Annotated in this window: 18 protein-coding genes and 1 riboswitch; of the genes, 11 read left to right on the top strand and 7 right to left on the bottom strand. The window is 47.5% G+C overall.

From position 1 onward, the window contains the following. Positions 1-69 precede the first annotated feature (69 nt). Genes hisH through hisE form a run of 5 tightly spaced genes read left to right on the top strand, consistent with a single transcriptional unit; the run spans position 70 to position 2824 of the window. Positions 70-672, top strand: coding sequence for an imidazole glycerol phosphate synthase subunit HisH (gene hisH, locus ABF463_RS02815; RefSeq protein ID WP_415532026.1), 603 nt, complete (start codon positions 70-72; stop codon positions 670-672). Next, positions 669-1397: a 1-(5-phosphoribosyl)-5-[(5-phosphoribosylamino)methylideneamino]imidazole-4-carboxamide isomerase gene (gene hisA, locus ABF463_RS02810; protein WP_415532025.1), complete on the top strand. Its 729-nt coding sequence runs from the start codon at positions 669-671 to the stop codon at positions 1395-1397. Before hisH ends, hisA begins: the two co-directional genes overlap by 4 nt. Next, complete coding sequence (gene hisF, locus ABF463_RS02805) at positions 1387-2145, top strand: imidazole glycerol phosphate synthase subunit HisF (RefSeq protein ID WP_415532024.1); 759 nt, start codon at positions 1387-1389, stop codon at positions 2143-2145. The genes hisA and hisF overlap by 11 nt, the downstream gene beginning before the upstream one ends. A 29-nt stretch (positions 2146-2174) precedes the next feature. After that, positions 2175-2501, top strand: a complete 327-nt coding sequence (gene hisI / locus ABF463_RS02800) for a phosphoribosyl-AMP cyclohydrolase (protein WP_415532039.1) — start codon at positions 2175-2177, stop codon at positions 2499-2501. After that, positions 2498-2824, top strand: coding sequence for a phosphoribosyl-ATP diphosphatase (gene hisE, locus ABF463_RS02795; RefSeq protein WP_415532023.1), 327 nt, complete (start codon positions 2498-2500; stop codon positions 2822-2824). The genes hisI and hisE overlap by 4 nt, the downstream gene beginning before the upstream one ends. A gap of 111 nt (positions 2825-2935) precedes the next feature. On the opposite strand, the gene ABF463_RS02790 is transcribed toward hisE, so the two are convergent. Then, positions 2936-3808, bottom strand: a complete 873-nt coding sequence (locus ABF463_RS02790) for a metal ABC transporter substrate-binding protein (protein WP_415532038.1) — start codon at positions 3806-3808, stop codon at positions 2936-2938. 259 nt (positions 3809-4067) lie between these two features. On the opposite strand from ABF463_RS02790, the gene ABF463_RS02785 reads away from it, so the two are divergent. Together ABF463_RS02785 and ABF463_RS02780 are read left to right on the top strand one after the other, a co-directional pair. Then, positions 4068-4835, top strand: a complete 768-nt coding sequence (locus ABF463_RS02785; protein WP_415532022.1) for a phosphopantothenoylcysteine decarboxylase — start codon at positions 4068-4070, stop codon at positions 4833-4835. A gap of 16 nt (positions 4836-4851) precedes the next feature. Further along, positions 4852-5406 (top strand): flavoprotein, encoded by a 555-nt coding sequence (locus ABF463_RS02780; RefSeq protein WP_415532021.1) that lies wholly within the window; start codon positions 4852-4854, stop codon positions 5404-5406. Positions 5407-5441: 35 nt separating this feature from the next. Here the strand turns inward: ABF463_RS02780 and ABF463_RS02775 are convergent, their stop codons facing one another. After that, a complete protein-coding gene (locus ABF463_RS02775) occupies positions 5442-5705 on the bottom strand; it encodes a hypothetical protein (protein ID WP_415532020.1) in 264 nt (87 codons plus the stop codon). Between the two features lie 7 nt (positions 5706-5712). On the opposite strand from ABF463_RS02775, the gene ABF463_RS02770 reads away from it, so the two are divergent. Then, on the top strand, positions 5713-7911 hold the full coding sequence (locus ABF463_RS02770; protein ID WP_415532019.1) for an Ig-like domain-containing protein: 2199 nt from the start codon (positions 5713-5715) through the stop codon (positions 7909-7911). Positions 7912-7965: 54 nt separating this feature from the next. On the opposite strand, the gene ABF463_RS02765 is transcribed toward ABF463_RS02770, so the two are convergent. The 5 genes from ABF463_RS02765 to asd all read right to left on the bottom strand — a co-directional run bounded on the left by ABF463_RS02765 (position 7966) and on the right by asd (position 13104). After that, the gene (locus ABF463_RS02765) at positions 7966-9591 is read right to left on the bottom strand and encodes a putative polysaccharide biosynthesis protein (protein ID WP_415532018.1); all 1626 of its coding nucleotides are present in this window, start codon (positions 9589-9591) and stop codon (positions 7966-7968) included. 172 nt (positions 9592-9763) lie between these two features. Further along, positions 9764-10252: an ACT domain-containing protein gene (locus tag ABF463_RS02760; protein WP_415532017.1), complete on the bottom strand. Its 489-nt coding sequence runs from the start codon at positions 10250-10252 to the stop codon at positions 9764-9766. A gap of 5 nt (positions 10253-10257) precedes the next feature. Then, positions 10258-11022 (bottom strand): 4-hydroxy-tetrahydrodipicolinate reductase, encoded by a 765-nt coding sequence (gene dapB, locus ABF463_RS02755; protein ID WP_415532016.1) that lies wholly within the window; start codon positions 11020-11022, stop codon positions 10258-10260. An 82-nt stretch (positions 11023-11104) separates the two neighbouring features. After that, the gene (gene dapA / locus ABF463_RS02750) at positions 11105-12007 is read right to left on the bottom strand and encodes a 4-hydroxy-tetrahydrodipicolinate synthase (RefSeq protein ID WP_415532015.1); all 903 of its coding nucleotides are present in this window, start codon (positions 12005-12007) and stop codon (positions 11105-11107) included. Between the two features lie 14 nt (positions 12008-12021). After that, positions 12022-13104 carry an aspartate-semialdehyde dehydrogenase gene (gene asd / locus ABF463_RS02745; RefSeq protein WP_415532014.1) on the bottom strand — a complete coding sequence of 361 codons (1083 nt, stop codon included), beginning with the start codon at positions 13102-13104 and terminating at the stop codon, positions 12022-12024. Between the two features lie 158 nt (positions 13105-13262). Continuing rightward, a riboswitch (Lysine riboswitch) is annotated at positions 13263-13439 on the bottom strand. 116 nt (positions 13440-13555) lie between these two features. Here asd and queA point away from each other — a divergent pair. The 3 genes from queA to yajC all read left to right on the top strand — a co-directional run bounded on the left by queA (position 13556) and on the right by yajC (position 16382). Continuing rightward, entirely contained in the window at positions 13556-14584 is a 1029-nt protein-coding gene (queA, locus tag ABF463_RS02740) for a tRNA preQ1(34) S-adenosylmethionine ribosyltransferase-isomerase QueA (protein WP_415532013.1), read from the top strand. 138 nt (positions 14585-14722) lie between these two features. Beyond that, complete coding sequence (gene tgt, locus ABF463_RS02735) at positions 14723-15853, top strand: tRNA guanosine(34) transglycosylase Tgt (RefSeq protein WP_415532012.1); 1131 nt, start codon at positions 14723-14725, stop codon at positions 15851-15853. 217 nt (positions 15854-16070) lie between these two features. Then, entirely contained in the window at positions 16071-16382 is a 312-nt protein-coding gene (gene yajC, locus ABF463_RS02730) for a preprotein translocase subunit YajC (protein ID WP_415532011.1), read from the top strand. Positions 16383-16396 lie beyond the last annotated feature (14 nt).

Genomic DNA, 16396 nt, shown 5'->3' with positions numbered 1-16396 from the left:
TCGGTTCGACTAATTTGCTAAATAAGATGAATTTATGCCGACGCGAAGCGGCTGAATGGAGCTTTGTATATGATTGCGGTGATTGATTATAACGTCGGCAACCTGTTTAGCGTAAAGAACGCGCTGGATTTTATCGGTGAAACCGCTGAAATCACTTCGGATGCCAAGGTGCTGGAAAAGGCGGACGCCTTAATTTTGCCTGGAGTAGGTGCGTTTCCGGATGCAATGCGCGAACTGGAAAAAACCGGACTTGTCCAAACGATCCGCGCACAGGCGCAGAAAAAACCATTGTTGGGCATTTGTTTGGGTATGCAGATTTTGTTTGATACCGGTTTTGAATTTGAGGAATGTAAGGGCTTGGGTCTAATCGAGGGAGAAGTCGATAAAATCCCATCCGGCAATTTAAAAATTCCACACATGGGATGGAACAGCCTGCGTTTTCTGAACCCCTGTCCGTTGCTAGAGAACGTAGAGGACGGGGATTTCGTATATTTCGTGCATTCATACATGGCTTTTACGGATGACATGTATATTGCCGCCTATGCAGAATATGGCGCGAAGATTCCGGCGGTGGTATGCAACGGGAATGTGTATGGTATGCAATTCCACCCAGAAAAAAGCGGCGAAGTCGGTTTGACAATCCTACGCAATTTCGGGAGGATTAGCAAATGATTCTTTTTCCTGCCATCGACATTAAAAACGGTACCTGTGTGCGTTTGAAAAAAGGGGATTTTGGCACCGCGGAGAAAGTGGCGGAAAATCCGTTTGATACTGCCGCGCGTTTTCGGCAGGCGGGTGCGCATTACCTGCATATGGTTGATTTAGACGGAGCAAAAACCGGTGAACGCCCTAACCGCGATTTGATTTTGAAAATTGTGCGGGAAAGTGGGATGAGAACAGAACTTGGCGGTGGTATCCGCGACATGGCTTGCGTGGAGGACTACCTTGAGCACGGGATTGACCGGGTCATTCTTGGTTCCGCCGCATTAAAGGACCCTCAGTTTTTGAAAGAAGCGGTACATGCCTTTGGGGAACGAATTGCTGTAGGCATTGATGCAAAAAATGGATTTGTCGCCACACAGGGCTGGCTGGAAACATCGACAGTTTCCTATCTCACATTTGCCAAAACCATCGAAAGCATTGGTGTAAAGTATATTATCTTTACAGATATAGACCGTGATGGAATGCTGGGCGGACCAAATTTCGAGCAGCTCGCGGAATTGCAAAAAAACACATCCTGTCAGATCACGGCAAGTGGCGGGATACGGGATGTGGGACATATTCAAAAGTTGAAACAGATGGGGTTGTATGGCGCCATCTGTGGAAAATCGATTTACAGCGGCACACTGGATCTTGCGCAGGCTGTTAAAATAGGAGGTAATCAGTATGTTGGCTAAGCGGATTATCCCTTGTCTGGACGTCGATGGTGGCAGAGTAGTCAAAGGCATCAATTTTGTGGATATTCAGGATGTAGGCGATCCGGTAGAATGCGCCGCTCTTTACGATAAGCAAGGGGCTGACGAAATCGTTTTTCTGGATATCACCGCAACCAGTGACGGCAGGGAGACAATGGCCGATGTTGTGCGCCGCACTGCCAGAAAAATGTTTGTTCCGCTCACGGTGGGGGGCGGTATCCGCACATTGGACGATTTTAAGGAAATCTTACGTGCCGGGGCTGACAAGGTGTCGGTTAATTCGGCTGCTGTACGGGATAAAGAACTCATCTCACGGGCGGCGGATCGTTTTGGCAACCAATGTGTTGTAGTGGCCGTTGACGCACGCCGAAATGGACAGGGCGGATTTGAAGTGGTCATCAATGGCGGACGAGTGGCAACGGGACTGGATGCGGTAGAATGGGCGGCAGAAGTAGAGCGCTTGGGCTGTGGCGAGATTTTACTGACGTCCATGGATGCCGACGGCACAAAAAACGGTTTTGATTTGGAGTTGACGGAAACGATCTGCAACAAGGTCAACATTCCGGTCATTGCTTCCGGCGGATGCGGCAAACTGGAACATTTTTCAGAAGTTTTTGAAAAAACGGGTGCAGATGCAGCACTGGCTGCATCTTTGTTCCATTACCGTGAACTGACCATCGGAGATGTAAAAGCACATTTGAAGGAGCGCCATATTCCTGTGCGACTGTAAAATTAATGCACTGAAAGAGAAAGTAAATGATGGATATACAAAAATTTTTCAAAAAAAATCCACTGATTCCAGCTGTCGTTCAAGAGGCTTCCACAGGTGAAGTGCTGATGCTCGCCTACATGAATGCTGAATCACTGCAAAAAACGATGGAAACCGGATATACCTGGTTCTTCAGCCGTTCACGGCAAAAATTATGGCACAAAGGCGAAACGTCCGGACATGTTCAACGTGTTCTTTCCATCACCGGGGATTGTGATGATGATACGTTGCTTGTGCGCGTGGAACAAACAGGCGTTGCGTGCCATACCGGCAATAAGACCTGCTTCTTTAATGTAATTTGGGAGGAAAAGGCATGAACGATACCATCCAAAATTTGTACGATGTGATTGAGAGCCGCAAAGGCACCCATATAGAGCATTCCTATACTTGCTACTTGTTTGAAAAGGGAATCGACAAGATATTAAAAAAAGTAGGGGAAGAGACCTCTGAAGTGATTATCGCGGCTAAGAATGGGAAAAACGAGGAAACTGTTGGAGAAATCAGCGACTTAATTTATCATTTGCTGGTATTGATGGCCGAGCAGGGTATCAAACCGGCAGACCTGCAAACAGTGCTCAATGACCGTGCAGAAAAGACAGGGAATTTAAAGACTTTCCATCAGGTGGATCACAATTCCTGAATGGATACATGAAGTGGTTTCACAACCATACCGCAGCGGTTACAACGGCCTTGAATATACAAAAAGCGAGGGATGCGCCATGGCACACCCCTCGCTTTTGGGGCTCTTGTTTTAAGTCTCATTTAGGCTGGCGTTGATTTTGTCCAGATTCTCTTTAATACGAGTCAGATAATCTTTGTTATCTTCGCGGCCTTCCATCGTATAGATCGTCTGCACTTTAGCACCGACCTCGTTTGCCAATGTTTGCGAGACATTGGGACTGACCATCGTCTCGGCAAAGATGGTTTTAATATGATTCTCTCGGCAATAGGTTACAAGCTCAGCAAGTTTTGCAGCACTGGGTTCGCCGCTGGCAAACACATCTTCCACACTTTTTTGTTCCAGCCCAAAATCACGGCACAAATAGGCAAACGCCGCGTGACCTGTAATGAAATCCTTGCGGCGCGCGGATTGAAATTTGGAAGCATAGGAGTCATACAGCTGCTGTAATTGCGTATTGAATGTCTGCGCGTTGGCCGTATAATACGCTTCGTTTTTAGGGTCGGCCTTGATAAGACCATCGGCAATGTTTGTAACCTCTATCTGCGCACATTTTAGGCTCATCCACGCGTGTGGGTCATCTTGTCCGTTTTCACTCGAATCTGCACTTTTGATAGGCTCTACCCCTTTAGACGCTTCTACCACAACCAACGAGTGGTTATTTGCAGATTTTACGGCTTTGGGCACCCAGTTTTCCATATTAAGGCCATTGTATACCAAGACTTTCGTAGTACTGAGACTCTCTAAGTCTTTAACTTTCGGCTCAAAATCGTGTGGTTCGGTACCGTCTGGGATAATTGTTGAAATCGACACTTTATCTTTTCCAACCGCATGGACAAACTCTGCCATGGCATTGAATGTCACCGAAACGGGCACCTTCCCTTTGGTTGTGTCGGTATTTGTTTTTGTATTGCCACACGATGATAAGAGCACAACAGCCAACATCGCCGCGACAATATGCCATTTTTTCTTTTTCAAAAAAATCTCCCCTGATCTGATTGGATTGTAAATCAAACGCAAATAGAATGCATTTGCATATTACAAGTATACTGGTTTATATTTCAAAAATCAAGCCGGATTTCAAGATATGTGGCATTCTATGTTAAAATTATACCTACTCAATTGACCTTTATCCGCAATCCATGTATACTTAAATTGAAAAAGTTTCCCAGTCGCAATGAATGAAATCACAATCAGGTGTAAAATGGAATGGATTATTACAGCGGGGGCCACCTCGGAAGATATTGATACCGTAAGATCTATTACAAATCATGCCACAGGCGCGCTTGGATGCAGTATTGCGGAGAAACTTGCCAACAAAGGTGGCAGTCAAGTTTCAAAGATTTATTATATTTGTGAACCATCTGCAAAAAAGCCGGATTTGCCCTGTGTGGAAATCCGGCTTGTCCATGGTGCGGTCGAAACCGCAAGGGTCCTGCAAAAGCTGCTGTGTACGCGTCCTATTGCGGCAGTGGTACATTCCATGGCAGTCAGCGACTATATCGTGCAGGCCGCAGCGGATATTGAGCAGTTGGCGGCTGCATTGGAAGTAGGGTTACAACAGGATATCCTGCCAACCAAGGAAAGCTTATCTGCTTTTTTGCAGGAAAGCCTGACGGATGGCATCGCTTTTTCCAGACAGGGAAAGCTCTCATCCAATGTGGATCAGCTGTTGCTTTTGCTGCAAAAGACACCGAAAATCATTGGTATGATTAAGGAGATTTCTCCTCAAACACAACTGGTAGGATTTAAATTGCTGGATGATGTTTCCTATGCACAGTTAATTGACACGGCCTATACGCTTTTGATAAAAAATGCATGCGACTATGTGTTGGCAAATGATTTGAAGGACATCCGTGCAGGCCTCCATACGGGATATTTGGTTGAACGCGACCGCACGGTTACAAAGGCGGCTGGGAAAGCAGCGATTGCGGAACTGATTGTGGACAGGCTCCTATCCTCTGCTTGCTAGGAAAGATGATTAAAACATGAAAACAATTTTACTTGGAATCACTGGTAGCATTGCGGCATATAAAGCTGCGGAAATTGCCAATTGCTTAACAAAAGACGGCTATTCGGTTGAAACAATTATGACAAAAGGCGGATGCGCTTTTATCACGCCGCTCACATTGCAGTCTTTGACAAAAAACCGTGTGTATACCGATGTGTTTGAAGAAAAATATCCGCGCGAGGTACAGCATATCTCTTTGGCACAAAAGGCTGATTTGATGCTGGTTGCACCTGCCTCGGCTGATATTATCGGTAAGGCTGCCTGCGGTATTGCCGACGATATGCTCTCAACAGTTCTTTGTGCCATCAGCGGTATACCTGTTTTCTTCGCGCCGGCCATGAACACCAACATGTATGGAAACCCCATCGTGCAGGAAAACATGGAAAGATTGCGTCGAGTCGGCTATCAAATAATCGAACCAAGAGAGGCCATGTTGGCTTGTGGTGATATCGGAAAGGGGGCGATGGCCGATGTCGGGGAAATCGTGACGTTGGTAGAAAAAACCTTACACACAAATTCTTTTGACGGATAGGAGATAAATGAGGTTTTTATGAAAAAGAAAAGCGTTCAACCAATGCGGCTTTTAGCATTTGTGGCAGCGACTGCCTGTGCATTATCTTCTACATGTATGGCCAATGCCACGTCAGTGCCATCTGATGTCTCTAAAGCATCTGACCTGTCCAGCTTCGTTTCAGGCACATCCGGTGATTCTTCCACATCCAGTTCTGCATCGAATTCTTCGTCTAATTCCACGGAAGCGTCCACCACATCAAAAGCACCTGCCAATACGCAGAGCACATCGTCTGCCGTTTCATCCAGTGCATCCTCCACCCCTGCATTGGCTGCAAATCCACAACCAGTTTATCAGGCGACTTCCGCACAAGCAGTTCCACTGACCGACATTGACGTACCTGCTAATGGTGCAAATGTAAGCGGTACAATCAATGTTTCCGGTTGGGCGCTGAATGCTTCGGGCATTGACCGCGTGGACATTTACGCTTATGACAGCAATGGTCAAGCACACAGCCTCGGATCAGTGGTAAGTAAGAATTTGACCAATCGCGGGGATGTGGCACAGGCCTTTGCAAATGCAGGTTATGCAAACATCAATAACAGCGGGTACACCTTGTCGGTGGATACGACCCAGCTTGCAAGCGGCACTTATACGTTGGCGGTGGCGGGCATCGGCAACAACAGTGTGGTGCAGTGGGCAACGCAATCCATCCATGTAGCCACACCGAATCCGCAGACCACTATTGATGCGCCATCCAATGGCGCAAGCGTAACCGGCACAATCAATGTTTCCGGTTGGGCGCTGAATGCTTCGGGCATTGGCCGTGTGGATATGTACGCTTATGACAGCAATGGTCAAGCACACAGCCTCGGATCAGTGGCAAGTAAGGATTTGACCAGCCGCGGGGATGTGGCACAGGTCTTTGCAAACGCGGGTTATGCAAACATCAACCATAGCGGGTACACCTTGTTGGTGGATACAACCCAGCTTGCAAGCGGCACTTATACGTTAGCGGTGGCGGGCATCGGCAACAACGGTGTGGTGCAGTGGGCAACAAAATCCATCTATGTGGCCACACCGAATCCGCAGACCACTATTGATGCGCCATCCAATGGTGCAAACGTAACCGGCACAATCAATGTTTCCGGTTGGGCGCTGAATGCTTCGGGCATTGGCCGTGTGGATATGTACGCTTATGACAGCAATGGTCAAGCACACAGCCTCGGATCAGTGGCAAGTAAGGATTTGACCAGCCGCGGGGATGTGGCACAGGTCTTTGCAAACGCGGGTTATGCAAACATCAACCATAGCGGGTACACCTTGTTGGTGGATACAACCCAGCTTGCAAGCGGCACTTATACGTTAGCGGTGGCGGGCATCGGCAACAACGGTGTGGTGCAGTGGGCAACGAAATCCATCTATGTGGCCACACCGAATCCGCTGACTACTATTGATGCGCCATCCAATGGCGCAAACGTAACCGGCACAATCAATGTTTCCGGTTGGGTGCTGAATGCTTCGGGCATCAACCGCGTGGATATGTATGCTTTTGACAGCAATAGCCAAGCACACAGCCTCGGATCAGTGGCAAGTAAGGATTTGACCAGCCGCACGGATGTGGCACAGGCCTTTGCAAACGCGGGTTATGCAAACATCAACAGCAGCGGGTACACCTTATCAGTCGATACTACTCAACTCTCAAGCGGCACTTATACGTTGGCGGTGGCGGGCATCGGCAACAACGGTGTGGTGCAGTGGGCAACAGAAGCTATTACGATTACGGGCAGTGTGACCATAACGTCCAAGCCGTTTAATACCACATTGGATTTGTTGGCCCAATATAATCATGTAACCGCTGATTCCATTAATCCAACGACTCTATTTGCGGATAAGCAAAGTAAATATGAATTTATTTCTTTGTATGGCTTGTCCGGCGTGACCGCGAGTGATATCAACACGATGTTGACAAATTGCGGGGTGCTTACAGGGCAAGGGCAGGCGGTAGTGGACGCCGCAAGTACCTACAATATCAATCCGGTCTATTTAGCGGCACATTTGCGGCTTGAATCCGGTAATGGCACATCCAAGCTGGCAGTGGGGATTCAAGTTGCTGCTGGAACCTATACGGATTCTAAAGGGAAAACCGTGACTGTATCAACAACCGGTACATATTATAATTTACTCGGTATCCATGCCTATGACGGCAATGCAGTACCAGATGGTTCACAATATGCTGCCAGCCAAAATTGGAACTCCATCCAGGCGGCGATTGTAGGCGGGGCGGCTTGGGTCTCTAAGAACTATATCCACAATTCACAGATGGGCAGCGCTTATTACGATCAACCCACCTTGTACGAAATGAAATGGGATCCACAAGGTACGGTAAAGCATAATGCGCAAGGTCAAAGTGAATATGCAACTGATCCCGACTGGGCTTATAATATCGCCAGCACCATGGCACAATACTCCAACATCTTTGTAGGAAAAAACATCACATATTATGTAGCCAAGTTCAACAGCTAAAAAAGACGCATATAACAAAAGGGCCGCTCTTAATAAAGAGACGGTCTTTTTTGTTTATACAAGTTTACAATTCATTAAATGTAATTTTTCCAACAAATGGACAATTGCGCGGCCTTTTGGCAGTAACAGGATGTCATCACGTTCCAACGTATGATTTAAGAACAAAATAAGCATATAGTTAACCAGTGCAACGAGAATGCTGAAAAATGCTGCTTTCAACAGTCCCAGAGAGGAAAGCGTAAGCCGAAAGGCTACAAATCCGGTCACCCCCATCACGGCAGACGGTATTAACGCCTTATCGAATAAGTGCCGGACAGAAAGGCGTATATCTTTGCATTTTCCAATGGACATCATGTTTAAAACAGAAGCCAACGTGTAGCAGACGAATAGTCCGACCGGTGCCCCAAAGATACCGATTGATTTTTGGCCGATCAGTACCCAGTTACATAATAGGCAGGCGATACCGCCAATAATGGAGGAGCAAGTGGGTGCAAACAATTGGTCTACTGCCTGCAAAATTGCTGATGTCAGCATAAAAATGGTGATAGGAACAGCGGTGGGTGCCAATACAGTCAAAATCATGGCGGCAACTCTCGCGGCTTGCGGTTGCCGAAAAAACAACAGCATGACAATCGGATAGGAAAGCGATAGGAAAAGCGCGGCAGAAGCCATTCCGATAATTACGGTGATACGCAGGGAAGCACATGCCGTCCGATTGACGCGGGCGATATTTTTACAGGCATATGCATACGAGAGAACGGGAAAGACACTTACAATGAGTGCTGATACAATGGTAATCGGCAGAGAAAAGACGGTAAACGCCATGTTGTAGGTACCATAAAGCATATTGGCTTGCTGTTCATTATAACCAATGGACTCCAACCGTCGCATTACCACCACATTGTCCATTGCATTGATTGCACTGATAACAATCGTGCCGATACCGATAGGGACAGATGTGGCAAACATTGTGCTGATGATTTTTCCTGCCGACATAACCGGCTGTGTCTTCCTTTTTGGATGTGGTGTACGCGATCTCATTTTATGCCTGTGGATCAACGCGAGAGAGAATGTCGACACAAACTCACCGGCAGTAATGCCGAGGATTGCGCCCGCCGCCACGATTTGCGGTTCATAACCCGCTCTATTCAGATACCAAGACAGAGACAAACCGACAACCAATCGGCAGATGGCTTCGGTGATTTGCGAAATCGTGGTAGGAATCATGTCATTGATTCCTTGATAATAGCCTCGGTAGGCGGACATCAGCGCTACAAATAGGATAGCGGGGGAAAGGGTAAGAATTGCTAAATAGGCGCGGCTGTTGCCAATCCATTGTGCATATAATCCGGCACCTGAAAACATTAATGCCGTGAAGATCAACCCGATCACCAAAAAACAATTCCTGGAAACCTTAAAGATTTTAATTGCTTCCTCATGGTTGCCATGCGCACAACTTGCGGATACCATTTTCGAGACGGCGAGTGGAAATCCGGCCGTGGCTAAGACGAGAAAAATATCGTATACGATGAAAGAAGCGTTATATAAGCCCATACCGTCTGCGCCGATGATATTGGCGAGTGGCAACTTAAAGAGCGCACCAATGATTTTGACGATTAAATTACCAGCAATGAGTACCAATGTGCCTTTTACAATGCTGTTTCCCTCTTTTTTTGCCAAGCCTCCACCCCCTGCATTATCCGTTTTCTACCATACAACGTATTCGAATATTTCCCAGGAAATTACAAATACTTGGCAGGCTGTTCAGCGGAAAAATTCCGGGGGGCATATGGAAAACCCGCCGATTCAATATCCGGCGGGTTTTTTGGGTGCTTATGATATTTTTATTTGGTCAGATATTTTGGGCAATCTGCGGATGTACGGCAAGCACTTGTTCCAGCCGCCCGCGTACATCCATACATTCTGCTTGCGGAATTAGAATAGAAATATCCACTTCCGATGTGGTAATCATCCGAATATCAGTTCCAATCTCAGCCAGCGCATCAAAAGCGCGTGCCGCTACGCCTGGCATAGTACGCATAGCTTCACCACTCAAGGAAATTTTACAGTTACCTGAATTGATATCGGTCTTGATCTGAGGCGTTTCCGTGCGCAAAAGCGCGCAGACCTCTAAGATCTTGCCGATTTGATTATCCGATACGCTGAAGGATAGGCTCACAAGATTTCCGACTGGCGTAGTCTGTGAGATCATATCTACATTGACGCCTTTTTTGGCAATCTCCGAAAACACATGGGAAATAAAACGGATGTCGGCAGGTGAGCAGCGCAAAGTGATTAATGCTACATCTTCCGTAACCGTAATCGTAGTGATTCCCTCCATTTTATTCAGCCTCCAATTGCTGATACCAGATGGCTCATATCATACAGCCCTGGTTTTTGTATCGAAAGAAACAATGCCGCATTGATAGCTCCCGTGGCAAAAATGCGTTTAGACGAAGCAGAATGGCGAATGGCGATCACTTCATCTGTTCCAGCAAAAAGCACCTCGTGTTCACCTACAATCGTACCACCCCGTACTGAATGGATGCCGATTTCATTTTTCTCTCGTTTTTTCCTTTGAGAATGACGGTCATACATATAATGCGGTTTTTGCGGAAGAACAGATGCTATTCCGTCCGCCAACATCAATGCCGTGCCGCTGGGCGCGTCAATTTTTTGATTGTGATGCATCTCAACAACTTCAATGTCAAACGAATCAGAAAGGACAGCCGCTGCTTTTTTGCATAATTCCAAAATCAGATTTACGCCGAGCGACATATTGGCTGAAGAGAAAACCGGGACGACTTGGGATAACTGCTGAAGCTGTTTACGCTGATCGGTGGACAGCCCGGTCGTTGCAACTACGACTGGCATCCGCCTTGCAGATGCAAAACCCAATACTTTGGGGAAATAGGATGGATGGGAAAAATCGATCAAGACGTCGGCTGCCCCTTCAAACTCGGTTGGTTCCGCATAGACAGGCACGGTGCTCTCGGATGCCGCGTGGATATCAAATCCAGCAACGACAACGCAGTCCTCGCGCTCCGATACGGTTTGTGCAACCACACGCCCCATTTTTCCATTGTAGCCACTCAATAAAATACGTTTCATGCTGCACTTGCACTTCCGTTTCTTTTCGCCCATTCAGGCTTCTTTTTAAGGACTGGACACCAGAGAATGTACAAACAAGGTATTATGAAAAAACTTTGTTTAACAGCCCTTGTTTTTGCAACTCCGTTTTTAAAATAGCAGTTTCTTTTTCAGAGAGGTCGGTGAGCGGCAGACGGCACGCGCCCACGTCCAGACCCATCAGATTCAGTGCTGCTTTAACAGGGATGGGGTTAACCTCAATAAACAACGCATCAATCAATGGAATCAGTTCTAATTGCAAACGGCGGCTGCCTTCCACATCTCCGGCAAAATACCGTGCACAGATATCATGCGCTTCATGCGGCATAACATTCGACAAGACGGAAATCACACCTTTAGCACCCAATGAAAGCAATGGTACGATTTGATCATCATTGCCGGAATAAAGAACCAGTTCGTCGCCGCAAAGCGACGCAGTCCGTGCCGCTGCGGTGATATCCCCGTTAGCTTCCTTGGCGGCGACGATGTTGGGATGCTTCGAAAGCTCCAAATACGTTTCCGGTTTGATGTTCACACCGGTACGACTGGGCACATTATAGAGGATAATGGGGAGTTTTACCCGGTCGGCGATATAGGTAAAATGTGCGATCAACCCCGCTTGTGAAGTCTTATTATAATACGGCGTCACACAGAGCAGAGCATCTGCACCGGCATCTTGCGCTTCTAAAGATAATTTGACAGCATATGCGGTATCGTTGCTGCCGGTTCCCGCGATTACCGGGACACGTCCAGCTACTTTTTCTACAGTGTAGCGAATGGCCTCGGTATGTTCTTCGTGCGACAGGGTAGAAGACTCTCCTGTTGTTCCGCAAATAACAATAGCATCTGTTCCATTATTGATTTGAAAATCAATAAACTGTCCCAATTTTTCAAAGTTCACGGTGCCGTCCGTATGCATAGGAGTCACAATCGCTACAGCGGCGCCGGTAAAAATCGGTTTTTTCAAGATAATACCTCCGGTCAATCCATATATCCTTCGGCGCAAAGCAGTTCGGCCATTAAAATACCGCCGCCTGCCGCACCGCGGATGGTGTTGTGTGATAGGCATACAAATTTGATATCATACTGGCTGTCCGGACGCAGACGGCCAATTGAAACGGCCATGCCGTTTTCAATTTCACGGTCAAGCCGAGGCTGTGGACGGTCATTTTCAGTAAAGTAGTGCAAAAATTGTTTCGGTGCGCTCGGCAACTGTAATTCCTGCGCTCTGCCTTTGAAATTCTCCCAAATTTGCAAAATTTGTTCGATTTCCGGTTTTTGCTCAAAACTGGCGAACACCGCGGCCACATGCCCGTCGGACACTGGGACACGCAGGCATTGGGTCGTGATAGACGGGCCTTCTGTTTCCGGAATGATTGCACCGTCTTGGAGCGTCCCCCAGATTTTTAAGGGTTCCTTTTCGGATTTTTCTTCCTCGCCGCCAATATAGGGCACGACATTGTCCAGAATTTCCGGCCAACGCTCAAAAGTTTTGCCGGCACCCGAGATAGCCTGATACGTGCAGGCCAACACACGGGTCAAGCCAAAGCAGCGTAGGGGATGCAGCGCAGGCACATAGCTTTGCAGCGAGCAATTGGATTTGACAGCGACAAAACCCTTCGTGGTTCCTAACCGCTTACGCTGAAAGGGTATGACCGCGGCGTGGTCTGCGTTAATTTCCGGCACGATCATAGGGACGTCCGGTGTAAACCGATTGGCGCTGTTATTAGAAATTACCGGGCACTCAGCTTTGGCGTATTTTTCTTCGAGCGCACGGATTTCATCTTTTTTCATATCGACGGCGCAGAACACGAAGTCCACCTGGGAAACAATGGATTCCAAATCGGCCTCTGCGTCATAGATGATTTTTTCTTTCAGTGCCGCGGGAATCGGCTTTTTCATCGCCCAGCGCCCAGTTACTGCTTCTTCATATGTTTTGCCCTTTGATTTTGCACTTGCGGCCAACACCTCTATTGTGAACCAAGGGTGTCCCTCAAGCAGCGTGACAAATCGCTGGCCTACCATACCTGTCGCGCCGATGATGCCTATTTTGTACTGTTTCATTGCGTACCTCCCGCGTTTTACGCACAAGTGTTTTACGCACCCGTGCGGCGACTGCCTGCATTCGAATTTCTGCGCAACAAAAAAACCGGTTGAAAACCGGCTGTCCATGCAATATAATAGAAGCACTGTCGCTTTGCAGTCGAATGCAAATCCGAAACAAAGTGGATAGCTCTCCATCAATTGCATGATGACAGTCGCTGCGCTTTTAGCAAAGCAACCAGGCGAACCAGCGATCCGGCGCTGCTCCCTTCGGCGTTTTTGCCTTTTGCCAGCTTTCCGCGGTCCCGGATAACCTCCGGCGGACTACTCATCAAAAACGCGCCTCTATCACAGTATATTCAATTGAAAATATATTACCATTTTCCCTATGGGATGTCAATTGCTTTGCAGTATAAACATCATTTTACCAGTGCCAAGGCAAAATCAATTAGAAATCAGGTTGAATAATTTCATGAAAAAATCGGACTTTTACTATGAACTTCCACAGGACCGCATTGCCCAGGAACCTCTTGCGCAACGCGACCAGTCGCGCTTGATGACACTTGAGCGCACAACCGGCGCGGTATCGCACCGACATTTTTACGAGCTGCCGGAACTGCTCAAACCCGGTGACTGCTTAATTTTGAACAACTCTCGTGTGCTGCCGGCACGATTGTACGGAAACCGAGAGAAAACGGGCGGACAAGTGGAATTTGTCCTGCTCAATGAGAAAAGGCGGGATGTCTGGGAGGTTTTACTACGGCCCGGCCGTACTGCAAGGGTCGGCGCGCGATACGTTTTCGGCGACGGTCTTTTAAAAGCCGAGGTGATGGAAATCATCGAAGGCGGCAACCGCATCGTGCGCTTTGAGCATGACGGCGATTTTTATCATTTACTGGAGCAAATCGGTGAAATGCCACTTCCGCATTACATCACCCATACTCTGGAAAACAAGGAACGTTATCAGACGGTTTATGCCAAAAAAAGTGGTTCTGCGGCAGCTCCCACAGCAGGACTGCATTTTACGCCGGAGCTTTTACAAAAAATACAAGACAGCGGTGTGCGCATCGGCTATGTTACCTTGCATGTTGGATTAGGGACATTCCGCCCTGTCAAAACCGATACCATTGAAGAGCACACCATGCATACCGAACATTATGTGCTGCCGGAAGAAACAGCAGCGCTGATTCGGCAAACAAAGGCTGCCGGCGGACGCGTAGTCGGCGTGGGTACCACGAGCTGCCGTACGCTCGAATCTGTTGCGCAGCAAAATAACGGTGAAATCTGCGCCGCAGAAGGGTGGACAGGCATTTTTATCTACCCGGGTTACCAATTTAAAGTGCTGGATGCACTCATTACGAATTTCCATCTACCGGAATCAACCCTTATTATGCTGGTTTCCGCTTTTGCAGGGCGAGAGCATGTGCTGAATGCGTATCAACAGGCAATTGAAGAAAAATATCGGTTTTACAGCTTTGGAGATGCCATGTTTATCTATTGACCCCGATTATCTGTGTTCATTTTATTATTGAGACATATGTAAAGCTATATGGCTTTACATATTATAAATCGCCTGCTTATACGCATCCACAGACAACCACACGTAAGATGTCTAAAATAAAGGATATTGAGGGATACGATGTTTGAATTGCTCCAGACCGAGAAAAAAGCACGACGCGGGCGTCTTTCCACTGTACATGGCAAGGTGGAAACACCAGCTTTCATGAACGTAGCTACCAGTGCCGCAATCAAAGGCGGTCTGTCTTCCTATGATCTCGCCGACATAAAATGTCAGGTTGAACTGTGCAACACATATCACCTGCATCTGCGGCCTGGAGACGACGTGGTGCGGGAAATGGGAGGGCTGCGTCCGTTCATGGGCTGGCAAGGGCCTGTCCTGACTGACAGCGGTGGATTCCAAGTTTTTTCACTGGCGCCATTGCGGCGTATCACGGAAGACGGTGTTTATTTTTCTTCACACATTGATGGCCGACATATTTTCATGGGTCCGGAAGAAAGTATGCAGATCCAATCCAATCTGGGTTCGACTATTGCCATGGCATTTGACGAGTGCGTAGCCAATCCTGCGGAATACACATATGCCGTTCAGTCTTGCGCGCGCACCACAAGATGGCTGGAGCGCTGCAAACAGGAAATAACGCGCCTGAAAGCCGCGCCAGGTACAATTAACCCAAACCAGCTGCTCTTTGGCATCAATCAGGGAGCAACGTTCGATGACTTGCGCGTTGATCATATGCAGCGTATTACTTCGATGGATTTGGATGGGTACGCTATTGGCGGATTGGCGGTAGGGGAGTCTGCCGAGGACATGTACCGCATTATTTCCGCTGTAGAGCCTTATATGCCGGTGCAAAAACCCCGCTACTTGATGGGAGTTGGGACACCGCTGAATATTTTGGAAGCGGTCGAACGCGGTATTGATTTGTTTGACTGTGTGATGCCCAGCCGGAATGCCCGCCATGCACACGTCTTTACACGCGCAGGCAAACGTAACTTAATGAACGCAAAATATACACGCGACCCGGCGCCAATTGATGAAACCTGTGATTGTCCGGTTTGCAGGAAACATTCGCGTGCTTACCTGCACCATCTGTTCAAAGCGGACGAATTGTTGGCTATGCGGCTGAGCGTTATGCACAATCTTTATTTTTACAATACGCTAATGGAAGATATCCGCCAGGCGATAGACGAAGGGCGCTTTGCCGCATTCAAAAGGCAGTTGAGTCAAACGATTGATACCCGCATCTAAATCTAAATTGCAGAGACAGTTAATCAACCCTGTTTTTCATGTTTTTTTGATATTCTTCCACCTTTATAGAAATATAGCTTGCCAAGTGTACAGGTTATAGTTATAATCAAATGGTATGGTTTGCGGTTGAAATATAAGTTTCTGCAAACAAAGGAAGCAGATAGCCCATTGGGATATCTAATCCATCGATTGTTCACATATTTTCGGAGGTGTTTTTATGCAGTTTTTGGCAGCTTCCACAGCGGGTGGAACATTATCCAGCCTGTCTATTTTCGCTGTAATCATCGTCATGTTTGTGGTGATGTACTTTTTCATGATCCGGCCGCAGAAGAAAAAGGAAAAAGAGGCCAAAAATATGCGCGACAATTTGGTGGTGGGTGACGAAATCACCACCATCGGCGGTATTGTTGGACGCGTCGTCTCTCTTAAAGAAGATACGATTGTAATCGAGACCGGTGCGGATCGCGAAAAGATCCGCATCAAAAAATGGGCAATACAGAGCGTGGATACATTGCACGACGACAAATAAAGATTACTGCTGAC

Source organism: Ethanoligenens sp. (assembly GCF_047718355.1).
GTDB lineage: Bacteria > Bacillota > Clostridia > Oscillospirales > Ethanoligenentaceae > Ethanoligenens.
The sequence above is the reverse complement of the archived record's forward strand: the minus strand, read 5'-3'. Positions and strand labels throughout refer to the sequence as shown.